Here is a 16,139-nt window from a genome sequence, read left to right as displayed (position 1 = left end):
TCTGGTTTAGGGTCGGTCTTCCAGGTTGATTCAAACACTGCCGAGCAGTATCTGCGGTCGCGAGGTATCCATCCATGGCGAAATCCGGTTCGAACCGACCGCGTGGGGATGCAGTGAACGCCATTGTTGCGGCCATCGAACGGTCTTTGGGGCAGGGGCCCATTGACGACGGGGCCGACCTGGATGCCGCGGCGGTCGCCGAGGTGAACGCCCGGGCGCTGGAGGATTTCTCGGGTCTGTCGCCCGAGCAAATGGGGGCGCTTCTCTATTCGCCGTTCGAGCATCCGGATCTGGTGAGTTTTGCCGAGGGTGTAGCGGAGTGCCCGATCACCGTGATGAGTGTGCTGTTCCGCGTGTTGTCGGATGCCATTCGTGCCGAGGACGGCATCCCGTTGACTCCAAAAGGCAATCTCCCGCTTCGAGTCGTGGCAGATGCGTGGGCCGCGGTGGAAGCCGCGGGGCTGGAACCGGAATGGCGCCCCGGGTCGCGCCGCAAGGAGGATGACTTCCCGGAACTGCATGTGACCCGATTGCTGGTGCAGATGAGCGGGCTTGGGCGGAAATACCGCGGACGCCTGCAACTGGTGCGCCCGACGCAACAGAAACTGGAGCGTGGGGACTGGGCGGCGATCTATCGCGAAATGCTGCGCTGGCATAGCCGCGAGTTCAACTGGGCCTACCAGGACGGGTATCCGTCCCTTCCGACCGTCCAGCAGGGGGCGATGTTTTCGCTTTATCTGCTTGCACGTTATGGCGATCAGTGGCGCCCCGTATCGTTCTACATCGACGCCTTCGCGCGGGCCTTCCCGATGGTGCTGGACGAGGCATATGAGTATGACGGCCCCTTCAACGCCCAGGAGGTGCTGCGCAATGTCTGGTCCCTTCGAACCTTCATGCGGTTTGCTCACCCCTTCGGCCTGATCGAAGAGCGCGACGACCCGGACGAGCCCGATTCCCTCCTGCCGTTCGAGCGCACCCGCGAGGTCCGCAAGAGTGTGTTTTACGATCAGGCCGTGGCCTGGAAAGTGCTCGGTTGAGATCGGTGAGAAGCGGGGCGTCTCTCGAGGGTGTAGCGACATGAGCCGTTCCCGTCAACGCGTCTCCTTGCAACTGCGTCCTTGCCCGGATGATCTCTCGGATGAGGAGTTGCGCGCCATCCTCCGCGCGGCGGACGACCTGATCATATCCGGTGGGCGGAACCTGTTGGCTAAGGTATTGAAGGGATCACGGGCGAAGAAGGTCCTGGAACTCGGCCTGGATGACAACCCCGCGCATGGTTTCTACCGCTCCCTTTCCGAAGACGCGACCCTCGCGCGGATCGATCGGGCCATTGTGGACGGCTGGCTGGCGATCGAGTACGACGGCCGCTTGCCCTTGCTGATCTTTACGGACCGCGGCTGGGCCATCGAGCGGGAGGTTCGCGCTCGGGAGCTGTTCGATCAGCTGGCCGAGAACGCCCGGCGTGGCCCGCCGTTCGAGGTGGAGATGCTGCGCGATCGCAACCGGTCGATGATCTGGCGCTTACTGGATCTCGTCGAAGCCTCCCATGATCCCGACTTCATCCCGTTGCTGCAGGTCTGGGGGGAGATCGACTACCGCAAGGTTCGTCAGCGCATCCGTCAGGTCATCGCGCAGCTCCAGGCAGTGAGAACGGCTGGATCTGAGTAGTCTTTTTCTCGGTGCTCGCCGTCACTCCGTGCGTGGCCGTGGAGTACGATGGGGATCGGGCAGCCGCCGGGAGATGAGCGTTAGCCAGCAGGTCAAGCAACGGGTCGCGCCCGCTACGGAAACGCCCCTGATCCGTCCGGCGATACTGGAGGACCTGGATGCGCTGGAGCAGGCGTCGTTCGAGATCGACCGTATCTCCCGGCGGCAGTTTCGTTACCTGTTGACGCGCGGGCATGCGGCCACGCTGGTGGCGGAGGACCCGACCGGTAGCGGCCTGCTGGGCTACGTGATGCTGCTGTTCAGCCGGGGCACGTCGCTGGCGCGGCTGTACTCGATTGCGGTTAGCGCGCGGGCGCGCGGGCAGGGGCTGGGGCGGCGCCTGGTGGAGGCCGCGGAGGACGCGGCGCGGGCGCACGGTCGGACCGACCTGCGCCTGGAGGTGCGGCGGGACAATGCCGCCAGTCTGGCCCTGTTCCGCGGGCTTGGGTACCGTGACTTTGGCACCCTCGACGACTACTACGAAGACCACATGGACGCGCTGCGGCTGCAGAAGTCGCTGGCGCCCGGCCCCGATCCGGCGCTGGTGCGCGCGCCGTACTACTCACAGACGCTGGAGTTCACCTGCGGCCCGGCTGCACTGATGATGGCGATGCGCGCCATCGACCCCGAACTCAAGCTGGACCGGCGCCTGGAGCTGCGCCTGTGGCGTGACGCCACCACCATATTCATGACCTCCGGCCACGGCGGTTGCGGGCCCTACGGGCTGGCGCTGGCGGCCGCCCATCGCGGCTTCAAGGTGGAGCTGCTGGTGCGCGATCGCGGCGTCGCGTTCGCCGATTCGGTGCGCAGCGCGGAGAAGAAGGCGGTCATGCAGCTGGTGCAGGAAGAGATGATCGAGGAGCTGGAGCAGCTCGGGGTCCCCGTGGTGCATGGTCCGGTGAACGTGGCCCAGCTGGCGGCACGTTCTGCCGAGGGCGGGGTGCCGGTGGTGCTGATCAGCAGCGTGCGGCTGTATGCCGAACGCTTCCCGCACTGGGTCACGGTGACCGGGTTCGACGAGCGTTTTGTCTACGTGCACGACCCGTTCGTGGATACCGAGCAGGGCGAGCGCGCGCTGGATTCGGTCAACATGCCGATCGCGCGCGCGGACTTCGAGCGCATGGCGCGCTATGGGCGCGCGGGGTTGCAGGCGGCGGTGATCGTCGGCCCACGCAAGACGCCAGGGGTGGCGCATGCCTGAGCATCGCATCCTGGTCGAGCGCCGGGCGGACTGGAAGCCGCACTTCCCCGACCTGCCGGTGATGGCCATCGACGACTACCTGCGCGGCCCGGCCGTCGACGACCCGGCCAACCTGCGGGTGATCAACCTGTGCCGTAGCCAGCGCTACCTGTCGGCGGGCTACTACGGCTCGTTGCTGGCGGAGGCGCGCGGGCATCGGGTGATCCCCAGCGTGCGCACCCTGCAGGACCTGTCGCGCAAGTCGATCTATAGCCTGGACACCGAAGAACTGGATGAACGTGTGGCGCGCGTACTGGGGCGCAGCCGCCAGGGCACGCAGCCGGAACGGCTGGAACTGACCGTGCTGTTCGGCCAGTGCGCCGAGCCGGCGCTGCAGGAGATCGCCGGGCAGCTGTTCGCCCTGTTCCCCGCGCCGATGTTCCGGGTGGAGTTCCGGCTGCAGGGGCGGTGGCAGATCCAAGCCCTGCGCCCGTTCGCGCTCAACGCGCTCGAGCCCGAGCAGGAGCCGGCCTTCTTTGCCGCCCTGGAGCGCTACCTCTCCAAGCCCTGGCGCCGCCGGCGCGAGGCCCGCAGCGCACGCTACGAGCTGGCTATCCTGCACAACCTGGACGAGGCCCTGGCCCCGTCCACGCCGGCGACGCTCAAGCGCTTCGTCCGCGCTGGACAGGAGCAGGGGATGGATGTCGAGCTGATCCAGGCGCGCGACCTGCCGCGGCTGGCGGAGTTCGATGCCCTGTTCATCCGCGAGACCACCGCGATCGACCACTACACCTACCGCTTCGCGCGCAAGGCCGAGGCCGAGGGCATGGTGGTGGTCGACGATGCCGACTCCATCCTGCGCTGTACCAACAAGGTCTACCTGGCCGAGCGCCTGGCCGCTCATCGCGTGCCCACACCGAAGACGGTGATCCTCAACCGCGAGACCATCCTGCGCGCGGAGGAGTCGATCGGCTATCCCGTGGTGCTCAAGATCCCGGACGGCAGCTTCTCGCGCGGCGTATTCAAGGCGAACGACCGCGGCGAGCTGGAATCCATCGCCCGGCGCCTGCTCAAGGAGAGCGATCTGATCCTCGCCCAGGAGTTCGTCTACACCGAGTTCGACTGGCGCATCGGCGTGCTCAACCGCCAGCCGCTGTACGGCTCGCAATACCTGATGTCGCGCAAGCACTGGCAGATCGTCAACCACGACGCCAAGGGCGGCCCGCGCGAAGGCGGTTTTCGCACCCAGGCCCTTGCGGACGTGCCCGCCGCGGTGGTCAAGACGGCCGTCAAGGCCGCCAACCTGATCGGCGACGGCCTCTACGGCGTCGACCTCAAGCAGACCCCGCGCGGCGTGATGGTGATCGAGGTGAACGACAATCCCAACCTCGACGCCGGCATCGAGGACAAGGTCCTCGGCGAAGCCCTCTACACCACCCTGATGCAGGACTTCGTCCGCCGCCTCGACGCCGCTCGTCGCCACCGCGCCGCCCCCTGATGCGGCTTTCCGGCGCGCTCGTTACGGGCGAGGGGGATCCAGCTTGCTCGGATTCCAGGTCAGGCTGCCTCGGGCGGCTCGTGTTGCGGGTCGTGGAGTTCGAGGTCGACCATCAGTTCGTTGGCCAGTGCCTCGAGGGCGTCCTGCAGGGTGTCCAGATCCAGGTCCTCGGGGACGCCGAGCTGCGCCTGCGCGTGGAACATTGGTTCGCCGGTCATTGAGCCCGGCTTGCAGGCCGTATCCAGGGTTTCCACGCTGACGCCGTGGCGCGAGAGGATGGCGGTGATGTCCTGCACGATCCCCGGCCGGTCGTGTCCGACCAGATCGAGCATCACCCGGTGCCAGGGCGGTGCCGGAAGCTCACTCCCGCGCTGGATCTGGACCTGTAGACCGTCCCCCTCCAGCTCGCGCAGTGCGGCCTCCAGCTGGTCCGCGGCATCCGCCTCGGCCTCCAGCAGCACGACCCCGGCGAACTGACCGGCCAGCTGCGCCATGCGGCTCTCCAGCCAGTTGCCGCCCGCCGCCCGCGCCCGCGCCGCCACCGCGCTGACCAGCCCTGGCCGGTCCGGCCCAATCACCGTCAAAATGATCGAAGTCTTCATACGCACAGCCCTCCAATCGTAAACAGACCCATCATCCTGCGCGCCCTCGCCGCCCGAGGCAACGCGCCCGCTGGGAGTTTCGTACCGAATGAATGATCCTCCAACGCTCGGACGGTGGGGTGCCCAAGTTCGGCCAGGAGCGTTCGCGCGCCAGGCCCGCTGAATGCACAATCGATCCATCGTTGCCTCGTCTAGTCCGATGTTCTTTTCTGGAAGGGAAAAGGCAAGGTCTGATCCTCGAAGGCGACTCAAAATCCGAAGGTGGACCCTGGCGTACATCCGGGTCATGCTCGGGCGTAGAGCCGAGGTTTCGTGCGGAGGCGAAAATGGACTTGTGGGTGGGGGATCATCGATTACGCTTCATGTACCAGGACGCCCATGGCGCGATCACCGAGCGGGACCTGGTGGCGAAGAGGCTGTTCGTGAAAGACGCGGTGCTGTACGTGGAGGGGTGGTCGATTCTGCGCAATCAGCACCGATGCTTTCGGGGGTCGAACATCCGCTCGGACGTGGTGAGCGTGAAAACGGGGGAGTTGTGGCCACGTGAGCAGATGCTGGGGCTCGATAGCATTGATGCGGGGTGGCTCAAGTCTCCCGATGAGTCGCACGACCCGGATCTTCACCCGCTGGACCGTATGCGGCCGGAAGTGGCGATTGAGGAAGCCGGCCTGGTGATTGGATCTCGACTAACCCGCGCGCCTTGGCATGTGATTCCGCAAGGGGGGTGTGTGGGGCTGCATGAGTCGAAGAAGAACGGTGCTCCAAGGAAGAACCCGGTCTACGTCCTCTGTGTTGATCCACCCCGCCCGAAGCGTTGGACCATTGCCGGCCCGAACCTCTCGAAGCGTTTTGTACGGCCATCTGCGGCCGTCGAGGCGTTTCTCCAACACATGGAACACCTGATACCGGAAACGTACTGATGGCCAAGACCCAAGAAATTCAGGATCCGTGGAAATATTTTGCCGACTGGGCCTATCAGATCGGCCGGCACCACTGGGAGAACCTTGGGGTGGTCAGCACGTTGCTCGTGCACCGCGAGAAGACGAAAGCGCTGCGGGATCGCCTGAAGGCGGAGGGGATGACCGACCCCAAGGAACGGGCGAAGCATGCGGTGCATCGCCGGGCGTATGTCGATCGGGCGGTCGATATCTGGGAAGCGCGCAGCCAGGGGCAGGCCCGTCAGCTTTTCGGTTTCCGCGAGGGCTACATATTTCGAGACGCGACGAGCGACGCGTTGATGCAGGTTCTGGCCGTGCTGGATAACGAGCTTGAGGTTGGCGAGCGGGTGATGCCGACCGAACGATTCGGGCGGGCCTATCGGCTAACTGACGTGGATTTTGCGGAGCACCTGCGCTGGGGGGCTTCGCTCGAGCGTTTCGAGGTACCCGCTTCCAGCCTGCGGTCCGAGCTGACTCGGGTGGAAGTCTCTCGAGACCAGCGCGAGCCGCATAACGGGGTCGGGCCGCGGTAATTGCCGAATATCCCGGAGAAACGGCGTGCGTGGAAGGTCGATTACGGGCTTAGGGTTTGTGTATCTGCCCAAAAAACGGTCAGTCGGTGTAGATCATGCGGCGGGTCATGCCGCCGTCGGCGGTCCAGATCTGGCCGGTGACGAAGCCGGCGTCCGGCCCGAGCAGGAAGACGGTGAGGGCGGCGATGTCGGCGGGCTGGCCGACGCGCCCGGCCGGGTGCTGGGCGTGGTCCTGTGCGGACAGGGGCTCGGCCTGTTGATGGTCGGGACTGCGGGCGTCGATCCAGCCGGGGCGGATGGCGTTCACGCGGACGTCCGGCCCGGCGCTGATGGCCAGGGCGTGGGTGAAGGCGTCGAGGCCGCCCTTGCTGGCGGCGTAGGCCTCGGTATCCGGTTCCGACTGCAGGGCGCGGGTGGAGCTGATGTTCACGATGGCCCCATGGCGGCGACGCAGCAGGGACAGGGCGTGCTTGGCGAGCAGGAAGGCACCGGTCAGGTTGGTGTCCAGCCAGCGCTGCCAGTCGACGAGCTCCAGTTCTTCCAGGGGGCCGGAGTGCGGGTCGCTGATGCCGGCGTTGTTGACGAGGGCATCGAGGCCGCTGTGCCATTCATCCGTGCGGCAGATCACTGCGCGTACCTGATCCTCGTTGCGGACATCCAGGGTCATGGCCCGGGCGGCGCGGCCCAGGCGCGTGGCCGCCTGTTTGCATTCGGGGCCATCGATATCGGCCAGCACGACCTTCCAGCCATCCTGCACCAGGCGCTCGGCGATGCCGAGGCCGATGCCGCGCGCCGCGCCGGTGACCAGCGCGACCCGAGAATGACTTTGACGGGGCGTGTGCTCAGACATTCAAGGTCACGGGTGAGCCTTGCTGCCCACGGCTGGCGCGATAGGCGGGGCGACATGAGTCATGCGGTTTCGGTCTCGTGCGCGAGCATGTTCATGATCAGGCGGATCATCGTTTCCTTGTTGTCGGGGTCGGATTCCGCCACCAGCAGGGTCAGGGCGGCCAGGCCTACATCGTTGATCACGGGCTCGCCGGCGGGGCTGATGAGACGGTGATTGCGATGCAGGAAGTCGACGAACAGGTAGGCGGCGCTGCGCTTGTTGCCGTCGGAGAACGGGTGGTTCTTGATCACGAAGTACAGCAGGTGCGCCGCCTTGGACTCGACCGTGGGGTAGGCCGGTTCGCCGAATACGGACTGGTCCAGGTTGCCCAGTAGCGACTCGAAGCCGTCGCCGCGCTCCTGGGCGAAGAGTTCGGTTGCCTGTTTCTTTGCGACCAGGTCTTTCTTTAGCGTGGCGAGGGCGCTGCGCGCCTCGTCGGGTGTTGGAAGTGTGCCCCCACTCTCGGCCCTGGGCTCGGTCAGCAGGCCCTCGTCGTAGCGCTGCAACAGCAGGAAGGTCTGGGCGTAGCGGGTGACGATGTCGACCAGCCCACGACCGGCTTCGACGCCCAGTTCCGGGCTGCGGGCGGTACGGCGCACCAGCTCCAGTGCGGCTTCCAGCTCCCGGGCGTTGGTCTCGAAGCGCTGGCGGTTGAGGGTCCAGCCCCGGGTCAGGTGTTCGCGCAGCACGCGGGTGGCCCATTGGCGGAAGTGCACAGCACGGCGGGAGTTGACCCGGTAGCCAACCGAGATGATGGCGTCGAGGTTGTAGTGCTTGATGCGTCGTGAGACCTGGCGAGCGCCTTCCTGTCGAAGTACCGAGGAATCCTCGGTAGTTGACGGTTCATCGAGTTCGTCGTCTTTGTAGATGTTCTTGAGATGCAGACCGACGTTGTCGGTTGAGGTGTCAAAGAGCTCGGCCATCTGCCGCTGCGTCAACCAAACGGTATCGCGTCCGGTGTCCAGTCGGACTTCCACGATGTGGTCGGCATCATCTTCGTAAATGACGATCGGGGTTTCGTCTTCCCGGGTCATGTCGGATCCTCTTCCTTGAGGGGTTGCTGTTTTATAGCTTGTTCCTGGCTGTGTTTCCTGTCACCAGCTGGCCGGGTGGATGCTCTCACCGTATTACTCGCCTGATGCCGGCGGAAGGTTGTAGAAGGCTCGGGCGGTCGCGGTGGTGTGGGCGGCGAGTTCTTCGGTGGTTTCGTCGCGCAGTTTGGCCACGTATTCGCCGATGTGGGGGAGGAAGGCGGGTTCGTTGCGGCGGCCGTTGCCGATCTTCTTGCCGGTGCCCTTGGGCAGGCTGCGCGGCAGCAGGTACGGGGCGTCGGTCTCGATCATCAGGCGGCCGCGCGGGATGCGCGGGACCAGCGGGTGCAGGTGGTGGCCGCGGCGTTCGTCGCAGACCCAGCCGGTGATGCCGATGTGGCAGTCGAGGTCGAGGTATTCGGCCAGGGCGTCGGCCTCGCCGGTGAAGCAGTGCACCACGGCCGCCGGTAGCTTGTCGCGCCAGCGGCGCAGGATCTGGGCGAAGTCGTGGTGGGCGTCGCGTTCGTGCAGGAACACCGGCAGGCCGAGATCGGCGGCCAGTTCCAGCTGGGCCTCGAAGGCGCTGCGCTGCTGCGGCCGCGGCGAGTGGTCACGGTTGTAGTCCAGACCCATCTCGCCCATGGCGACCACGTTGGCGTCCGCGCGGGCGAGGTCACTGAACCGGGCGGCGATCGCGTCGGTCCACTGTTTGGCGAGATGTGGATGCACGCCCAGGGTGGCGCGGCAGCAGTCCGGGTAGCGGTCGGCGATCTCCAGGCACTTTTCGCTCTGGTGGGCGTCGGCGCCGGTGATCAGCATCCAGGAGACACCGGCCTCGCGGGCGCGTTCGAGGACCTCGTCGCGTTCCTTGTTGAAGGATTCGTGGGTGAGGTTAAAGCAGATATCGATCCATTCCATGCGCGGTATGCTAACGGATTGGACGCGTGGTGCCAGTTCCCGGGCCTGTCATTGCGAGATGCCGTCGGTGCCGTGGCAAAAAAGCTCGAAGCGCGTTGAACGGCCGCAGGCCGGCCCGAAGGGCGGGCCGATCGCTCTGCCAGTTTTGGGAGATTGCCGCGGCGCCTTCGGCGCCTCGCAATGACGGGGTGGTGGTCCGGGTTTGGGGCTGAGGCCGCGCCGGCGTGTTAAACCTTGTGCAGTGCTTTTGATTTGGAGTTTGGAATGCGTGATGCGAGCCCCCTGGCGGTTTATCTGAACGACTATCAGCCGCCGGCGTTTGTGGTGGAGAGCCTGGAGCTGGACTTTGATCTGGCGGCAGCAGCCACCGAGGTGACGACGCGCATGGCGGTGCGGCGCAACCCGGAGGCGGTGGAGCCGGATGCGCCGCTGCGCATGTATGGCGATGGCGTGGAACTGGTCTCGTTCACGGTGGACGGCGCCAAGCCGGCCGAGGGTTTGCTGGAACAGGACGCCGAGGGCTTGCTGCTCCATAGCCTGCCGGAGGCCGCGCGGCTGGAGATTGTCAGCCGCTGCCACCCGGATCAGAACACCGCGCTGGAGGGCTTGTACGCCTCCAGCGGCAACCTCTGCACCCAGTGCGAGCCGGAGGGCTTTCGCCGCATCACGTTTTTCCCCGATCGCCCGGATGTGCTGACCACCTACCGCGTGCGCCTGGAGGCGGATCGGGCGCAGTACCCGGTGCTGCTGGCCAACGGCAACCGCGTCGAGGCCGGCGAACTGGACGGTGGCCGGCATTACGCCGTGTGGGAGGACCCGTTCCTCAAGCCGTCGTACCTGTTCGCGCTGGTCGCGGGGGATCTGGCCTGCCAGCGCGACACCTTCACCACGATGTCCGGGCGCGAGGTTCAGCTCGAGCTGTACGTGGAGGCACACAACGCCGATCGCTGCGATCACGCGCTGGCCTCGCTGAAGCGCGCGATGCGCTTTGATGAGGAGGCCTTCGGCCGCGAATACGATCTGGATGTGTACATGATCGTCGCGGTGGACGACTTCAACATGGGGGCGATGGAGAACAAGGGGTTGAACCTGTTCAACGCCAAGTACGTGCTGGCCAGCCCCGACACCGCCACCGACGACGACTTCGTCGCCATCGAGTCGGTGATCGCCCACGAGTACTTCCACAACTGGTCGGGCAACCGCGTGACCTGCCGCGACTGGTTCCAGCTGTCGCTGAAGGAGGGGCTCACGGTCTTTCGTGACCAGGAGTTCACCACCGACTGCACCCTGTTTGGCGTGAAGCGCATCGACGACGTGGCCATGCTGCGCGCCTTCCAGTTCCCGGAGGACGCCGGCCCGCTGGCGCACCCGGTGCGTCCGGACCACTACGCCGAGATCAACAACTTCTACACCCTGACGGTGTACGAAAAGGGCGCGGAACTGATTCGCATGCTGCGCACCCTGATCGGGCGCGAGACCTTCCGCCGTGGGCTGGATGTCTATTTCGAGCGCTTCGACGGTCAGGCGGTGACCACTGACGACTTCGTGGCGGTGATGGCCGAGGTCAGTGGGCGCAACCTGACGCCATTCAAGCGCTGGTACACCCAGGCCGGCACCCCGCGGGTCACGGCCGCGACGTCGTTTGACGGCCCCGGTGGCCAGGCGCGCATCACGCTCACGCAGGAGACGCCGCCAACTCCTGGGCAGGAGCACAAGGAGCCTGTGGTGATCCCGATGCGGGTGGCCTTTCTGGATGCCGAAGGACGGCGCATCACGGCCCACCAGAAGGGTGGCGAGGTGCAGGACGAGTGGGTGCTGGAGCTCAGCGAGGGCGAGCAGACCTTCCGTTTCGAAGAGTTGTCCGACTCGCCAGCCGCGATCTCCTGGCTGCGCGGCTTCTCCGCCCCGGTGATCCTGAACGCCAACCAGGGCGTGGACGAGCTGGCCCACCTGCTGGCCTATGACGACGACGCCTTCGCCCGCTGGGAGGCGGCGCAGACGCTGTTCCGCCGCGCGATCCGGTCACGCATCGAGCACGATGCGGCCGATACCGCGCTGGAGGCGGCGATCGAGCATGCCCTGGCAGCGCTGTTGCGCGACGAGGCGATCGAGCCGGTGCTGCTGGCGACCATCCTGCAGCTGCCGCCGACCCGCGAGCTGGCCGAGCTGTTCGAGCGCGTGGATCCGGTGCGCCTGCGCAACGAGCGCGACGACCTGGAGAAGCGCCTGTACATGCCGCTGACCGAGGCGATGCAGCAGATCCAGCCGAAGCTGGATGACGTCGACAACGGTGCGTTCACCGCCGAGGCCATGGGCCGGCGCCAGCTGCGCAACCGGCTGCTGGCGCTGCGCGTCGCCGCGCGCGACCAGGCCGCGGTGCCGGAGGCCCTGGCGCAGTACCAGAAGGCCCGCAGCCAGACCATGCGCATGGGCGCACTGAACGCGGTCAACGAGCTGGACCACGAGGCGCGCCAGGTGCTGCTGGCGGACTTCGAAAAGCGCTACCGCGACGACCCGCTGGTGCTGGACAAGTACTTCGGGCTGCAGGCGGGCAGCCAGGTCGCCGGCGGTTTCGAGCGCCTGGACGCGCTGCTTGAGCACCCCGGCTTTCGCTGGACCAACCCGAACCGCGTGCGCGCGGTGCTGGGGCCGTTCATGGCGCGCAACGAACGCCACTTCCACCAGGACGACGGCGAGGGCTACCGCCGCATGGGCGGCTTCGTCGAGAAGCTGGACGCGATGAACCCGCAGACCGCCGCACGCCTGGCCCAGCCGCTGACCCGCTGGCGCAAGGTCGACACCGTGCGCAGTGAATTGATGCGAGCGGAACTCGAGCGTCTGGCCGCACTCGAACTCTCGCGCGACCTGCGCGACGTGATCGAACGCGCGCTGGCCCCGTAGCCGATCGCGTTGGGGGTGAATGCAGGAGCGTGCTTGCACGCGAAGCCCCTGCCCGCGTCCGGCTTTGGCTGGGGCTTCGCGTGCAAGCACGCTACCTACGGGGGCTGTGGGTTGTGGTAGGTTGATGTCAGGTTATAGGGGGCGCGACGCCCCTCGAGACGAGGTTCGGACCGACGTGAAGCGAGTCTTCTACCGACTGCTGTGCTGGATGCTGGTGCTGGCGATTGCCGGCCTGCCGGCGCTGGCCGCGGCCGTGGGTATGGAAGACGGTCACGCCGGGCACACGATGCATAGTGCCCAGTCCAAGGGCGACGCCGAGCACGGGGCCCACGATCACGGGCACGACGCTGCCCATGTTCACCATGCGCATGGTGACCGGGCGGGCCACGCCGCGTCGCCTCATCATGGTTCGGACCATGCGTCTTCGTCGGGACATTCCCAGGCCAGCGAGCTGCTTGCACATGCCGATTGCGTGGATGCGGCTTGTCTGGCTGCATGTGCCGCCTGTAGCCACTGTCAGGGCATGCCGTCCATCACCGGCATGAGTGTCGTGGCGACTGAAGCGCCGGGCGCAAGCCTGCATTCCTTCCAGAGTGGTCCTTCCACGGCCGCGTTGCACCGCCCTCCAATCCTCTCCTGATCCCGTAATGCCGGCCGTTTGGCCGGTTCCTGCCCGTGTGCTGCCTGGGTGCCCCCCGGCAGCGGGCAGTATGGCCGTGTCGTGCGCTTGCGCGCGGTTCGGAATCGAGTACGGAATCAAGGAGATTTTCACGATGCGAGCAACCCGATTGCTGCTCCCCGTGGTGTCGGTACTGTTTCTCGCCGGTTGTGCGGTTACCGCGCCCGAGCTGGACCGGTCCGATCTGATGGAGGACCTCTCGGTGCAGGGGATCGACCTGCCCGAGTCGGAGATGCCCCGACCCTCCGGCGAGCTGACGCTCGACGAGGCCATTCACCAGGCCATCTGGCGCAACCCGCGCATGCAGCAGGCTTATGCCAAGCTGGATCTGACTGCGGCCGACGTGGTCGAGGCCTCCCAGTTTTCCAATCCATCGCTGTCGCTGTCGGTCATGCGCCCCGAGGGTGGCGGTGGCAACGAGTACGGCGTTGGCCTGGCCTGGGGGATCTCCGGGCTGCTGATGCGCGGCTCGCGCCAGGAGATGGCGCGGTCTCACTGGGAATCCACCCGTCTGCAACTGGCCGAGGGGATGGTCGCGTTGGCCAGTGACACCGAACGCGCCTGGTATGACGCGGTGGCCGCGCGCCAGCGTGCCGAGGTGCAACGCCTGGAGAGCCGGGCCGCGGATCTGGGCGCACGTTTGGGCGAGCGCTTCTATGACGCCGGCAATATCTCGGACCTGCAGCGCGCCCACCTGCGCATCCGGGCGGCCGAGTCACGGCTTAAGCTCGAGGATGCCCGCCAGCGCGAGCGCGAGGCGCGGCTGCGTCTGGCGCATTTGATGGGGCTGCCTGGCGAGGTCGATGACTGGGAGCTTCCGAAAGAGCTGCCGCTGCCGCTGGCAGAGGTCGAGGAGCGTCAGGCCCTGGTGGACCAGGCGCTGGAACAGCGCCTGGATCTGCGCGCCCTGGATCATGCCCTGGATGGGCTGACCGAGGGCGTGGCCCTAGTGCGGCGTTACCGCTGGATGGGGGATATCGAACCGGGGCTGGAGTTCGAGCGTGAGGGTGACGGGACCCGCCTGTGGGGTGGGGGCATCTCGTTCACGCTGCCCATCTTCAACCAGAACCAGGCCGGTATTGGCCGCGCCGAGGCCCGGCTGGCGGACGGCGAGGCGCGGCGCGAGTCGCTGGTGCAGGCGGTCACCAATGATGTGCACCAGCACTTCGAGCGCCTGGCCCACCACCGCAACCGTTTCGGCGTGCTGCAGGACGACCTGCTGCCGGCTCGCGAGTTGGCGACCGAGCGGCTCCAGGAACGCGTGAACTTCATGTTCGACGACGTGTTCGACCTGCTCGCGATCAAGCAGGAAGAGCTGGCCGCCTGGCAGAAGACTGTCGCGGCCCTGGGTGACTACTGGCAGGCCCGCGCCGCGCTGGCGCATGCCGTGGCCGGCGAGTTGCCGGGCGGCGAGCCGGGTAGCGCCGGAACCTTCGCGACCGCCCAGCTGGAGCACGAGCCGACGGCCATGGACCACGGGTCCATGGGGCATGGCGATCACGGTGCCATGGATCACGGAGGCCATGGAGGCATGGATCATGGCGACGGCGATGAAGGGCATTCCGGTATGGACCACGGGGATCACGGGGCCCATGACGATATGGATCATGGCCAAGGCCACGAAGGCCATGAAGGTCATGAAGGTCACGAAGGCCACGAAGGCCATGAAGGCCACGAGGGCCACGAAGGCCACGAGGGCATGGATCACGATGACCACGGTCAGCAGGATCAGGACCATCGCGATCATTCCAACCACGGGCATGGAGGGCATCACTGATGAAGCGACGTAACTTTCTGATTGCCGCCAGCGCCCTGCTGCCGGCGACCACCCTGACCCGGGTGATGGCCGAAACGGGTCATGAGCACCACAACGAGGGCGATCACACGCCGGGCGAACGCACCGAGCAGGGCTACATGCCGGTGCACACGCCTAATGGCTGGACCCTGCCCTACACGATGAACGACGGGGTGAAGGAGTTTCACCTGGTGGCCGAGGAGATCGAGCACGAGTTCGCGCCCGGTTCGGTGGCCAAGTGCTGGGGCTACAACGGCACCACCCCCGGGCCGACCATCGAGGCGGTGGAGGGCGATCGTGTCCGCATCTACGTGACCAACCGGCTGCCCGAGTACACCTCGGTGCACTGGCACGGCATCCACCTGCCCTCGGGCATGGACGGGGTGAAGGGCGTGACCCAGCCGCCGATCCACCCGGGCGAGACCTTCGTCTACGAGTTCGAGTTGAACCAGCACGGCACGCACATGTACCACCCGCATGCCGACGAGATGGTGCAGATGGCGATGGGGATGATGGGGATGTTCATCATCCACCCGAAGGATGGCGAGATCGAGCCGGTGGACCGCGACTACGCGATCCTGTTGCACAACTGGGGCCTGCATCCCGGTACGCGCACGCCGGATCCGTCGATCATGGTGGACTTCGACCTGTGGTCGATGAACTCCAAGGTGTTCCCGGCCATCGACTCGCTGGTGGCGAAGACCGGCGAGCGGGTGCGTATCCGCATGGGCAACCTGTCGATGTGGAACCACCCGATGCACGTGCACGGGGTGTCGTTCGAGGTGACCGGCTCCGATGGCGGGCGCTGGCCACGCAACCAGTGGCGCAAGGAGACCACCGAGATCGTGGCGGTCGGCCAGACCCGCGATATCGAGTTCGTCGCACCGCCGGGCGACTGGGCGTTCCACTGCCACATGTCGCATCACACCATGAACCCGATGGGCCACGGCATTGCCAACCCGCTAGGCGTGGATCAGTCCGGTATCGAGGAGGAGATCCGCTCGATCCTCCCCGGTTACATGGCGATGGGCGAGCACGGCATGGCCGATCATCAGGAGCATACCGACAGTGGTCACATGACCGGCCCGGAGAACACCCTGGCGATGGCCATGGGACAGGGGCCCTTCGGCAGCATCGGTATGGGCGGGATGTTCACCCTGATCAAGGTCCGTGACGACCTGGAGCCGGGCGACTTCCGTGACCCGGGCTGGTACTGGCATCCGGAGGGCGAGGTCGCCTGGATGGTCAGCGATGACCCGGACTTCGGCAATCCGGTTCGCCGCGGCAAGCTGGCCGGCGAGGGCTCGGATGCGCTGCCGACCCCCAGCCGCGACGCGAACGGCCATGGTGGTCACGGGGGGCATGGAGGTCACGACCACTAGTCTCCGGTATGGAAAACCGGCCGGAGGGTCCAGTCGGACCCTCCGTGTTACCCACACCTGTTTCAAACAACGTTTGCCACACGGCT

General features: G+C 66.3%; 15 protein-coding genes. 10 read left to right on the top strand and 5 right to left on the bottom strand.

Annotation, left to right across the window (positions count from 1 at the left end):
* Nucleotides 1-113: 113 nt before the first annotated feature.
* From G333_RS0101480 to G333_RS0101465, 4 genes are all read left to right on the top strand, one after another.
* Entirely contained in the window at nt 114-1,037 is a 924-nt protein-coding gene (locus tag G333_RS0101480) for a hypothetical protein (RefSeq protein WP_196800514.1), read from the top strand.
* Nucleotides 1,038-1,077: 40 nt separating this feature from the next.
* Nucleotides 1,078-1,668, top strand: coding sequence for an RQC-minor-1 family DNA-binding protein (locus G333_RS0101475; RefSeq protein WP_026340854.1), 591 nt, complete (start codon nt 1,078-1,080; stop codon nt 1,666-1,668).
* Nucleotides 1,669-1,741: 73 nt separating this feature from the next.
* Nucleotides 1,742-2,908: a GNAT family N-acetyltransferase/peptidase C39 family protein gene (locus tag G333_RS0101470; protein ID WP_019627461.1), complete on the top strand. Its 1,167-nt coding sequence runs from the start codon at nt 1,742-1,744 to the stop codon at nt 2,906-2,908.
* Complete coding sequence (locus G333_RS0101465; protein WP_019627460.1) at nt 2,901-4,385, top strand: RimK family alpha-L-glutamate ligase; 1,485 nt, start codon at nt 2,901-2,903, stop codon at nt 4,383-4,385. The genes G333_RS0101470 and G333_RS0101465 overlap by 8 nt, the downstream gene beginning before the upstream one ends.
* Before the next feature lie 59 nt (nt 4,386-4,444).
* Here G333_RS0101465 and G333_RS0101460 read toward each other — a convergent pair whose 3' ends face one another.
* A complete protein-coding gene (locus G333_RS0101460) occupies nt 4,445-4,987 on the bottom strand; it encodes a glycine cleavage system protein R (RefSeq protein WP_018952148.1) in 543 nt (180 codons plus the stop codon).
* Nucleotides 4,988-5,349: 362 nt separating this feature from the next.
* On the opposite strand from G333_RS0101460, the gene G333_RS0101455 reads away from it, so the two are divergent.
* The gene (locus tag G333_RS0101455; RefSeq protein ID WP_231373002.1) at nt 5,350-5,907 is read left to right on the top strand and encodes a hypothetical protein; all 558 of its coding nucleotides are present in this window, start codon (nt 5,350-5,352) and stop codon (nt 5,905-5,907) included.
* Nucleotides 5,907-6,458 (top strand): hypothetical protein, encoded by a 552-nt coding sequence (locus G333_RS0101450; protein ID WP_019627459.1) that lies wholly within the window; start codon nt 5,907-5,909, stop codon nt 6,456-6,458. Before G333_RS0101455 ends, G333_RS0101450 begins: the two co-directional genes overlap by 1 nt.
* Before the next feature lie 79 nt (nt 6,459-6,537).
* On the opposite strand, the gene G333_RS0101445 is transcribed toward G333_RS0101450, so the two are convergent.
* The 3 genes from G333_RS0101445 to G333_RS0101435 all read right to left on the bottom strand — a co-directional run bounded on the left by G333_RS0101445 (nt 6,538) and on the right by G333_RS0101435 (nt 9,296).
* On the bottom strand, nt 6,538-7,308 hold the full coding sequence (locus G333_RS0101445) for an SDR family oxidoreductase (protein WP_018938185.1): 771 nt from the start codon (nt 7,306-7,308) through the stop codon (nt 6,538-6,540).
* Between the two features lie 59 nt (nt 7,309-7,367).
* Nucleotides 7,368-8,381 carry a RhuM family protein gene (gene rhuM, locus G333_RS0101440; RefSeq protein WP_018144494.1) on the bottom strand — a complete coding sequence of 338 codons (1,014 nt, stop codon included), beginning with the start codon at nt 8,379-8,381 and terminating at the stop codon, nt 7,368-7,370.
* A 93-nt stretch (nt 8,382-8,474) separates the two neighbouring features.
* The gene (locus G333_RS0101435) at nt 8,475-9,296 is read right to left on the bottom strand and encodes a TatD family hydrolase (protein ID WP_018938184.1); all 822 of its coding nucleotides are present in this window, start codon (nt 9,294-9,296) and stop codon (nt 8,475-8,477) included.
* Nucleotides 9,297-9,560: 264 nt separating this feature from the next.
* Between G333_RS0101435 and pepN the strand changes: the two genes are divergently transcribed.
* Nucleotides 9,561-12,197, top strand: a complete 2,637-nt coding sequence (gene pepN, locus G333_RS0101430) for an aminopeptidase N (RefSeq protein WP_018938183.1) — start codon at nt 9,561-9,563, stop codon at nt 12,195-12,197.
* A 127-nt stretch (nt 12,198-12,324) separates the two neighbouring features.
* On the opposite strand, the gene G333_RS15350 is transcribed toward pepN, so the two are convergent.
* Entirely contained in the window at nt 12,325-12,567 is a 243-nt protein-coding gene (locus G333_RS15350; RefSeq protein WP_338065499.1) for a hypothetical protein, read from the bottom strand.
* On the opposite strand from G333_RS15350, the gene G333_RS15135 reads away from it, so the two are divergent.
* The 3 genes from G333_RS15135 to G333_RS0101415 all read left to right on the top strand — a co-directional run bounded on the left by G333_RS15135 (nt 12,457) and on the right by G333_RS0101415 (nt 16,053).
* The gene (locus G333_RS15135; protein WP_369772992.1) at nt 12,457-12,837 is read left to right on the top strand and encodes a hypothetical protein; all 381 of its coding nucleotides are present in this window, start codon (nt 12,457-12,459) and stop codon (nt 12,835-12,837) included. The two genes, G333_RS15350 and G333_RS15135, sit on opposite strands and share 111 nt — an antisense overlap.
* 148 nt (nt 12,838-12,985) lie before the next feature.
* Entirely contained in the window at nt 12,986-14,653 is a 1,668-nt protein-coding gene (locus tag G333_RS0101420) for a TolC family protein (RefSeq protein ID WP_019627458.1), read from the top strand.
* A complete protein-coding gene (locus G333_RS0101415; RefSeq protein ID WP_018938181.1) occupies nt 14,653-16,053 on the top strand; it encodes a multicopper oxidase family protein in 1,401 nt (466 codons plus the stop codon). The genes G333_RS0101420 and G333_RS0101415 overlap by 1 nt, the downstream gene beginning before the upstream one ends.
* The last annotated feature ends 86 nt before the right edge of the window (nt 16,054-16,139 follow it).

Source organism: Thioalkalivibrio sp. AKL10, from assembly GCF_000381845.1.
Classification (GTDB): Bacteria; Pseudomonadota; Gammaproteobacteria; order Ectothiorhodospirales; family Ectothiorhodospiraceae; genus Thioalkalivibrio; species Thioalkalivibrio versutus.
The sequence above is the reverse complement of the archived record's forward strand: the minus strand, read 5'-3'. Positions and strand labels throughout refer to the sequence as shown.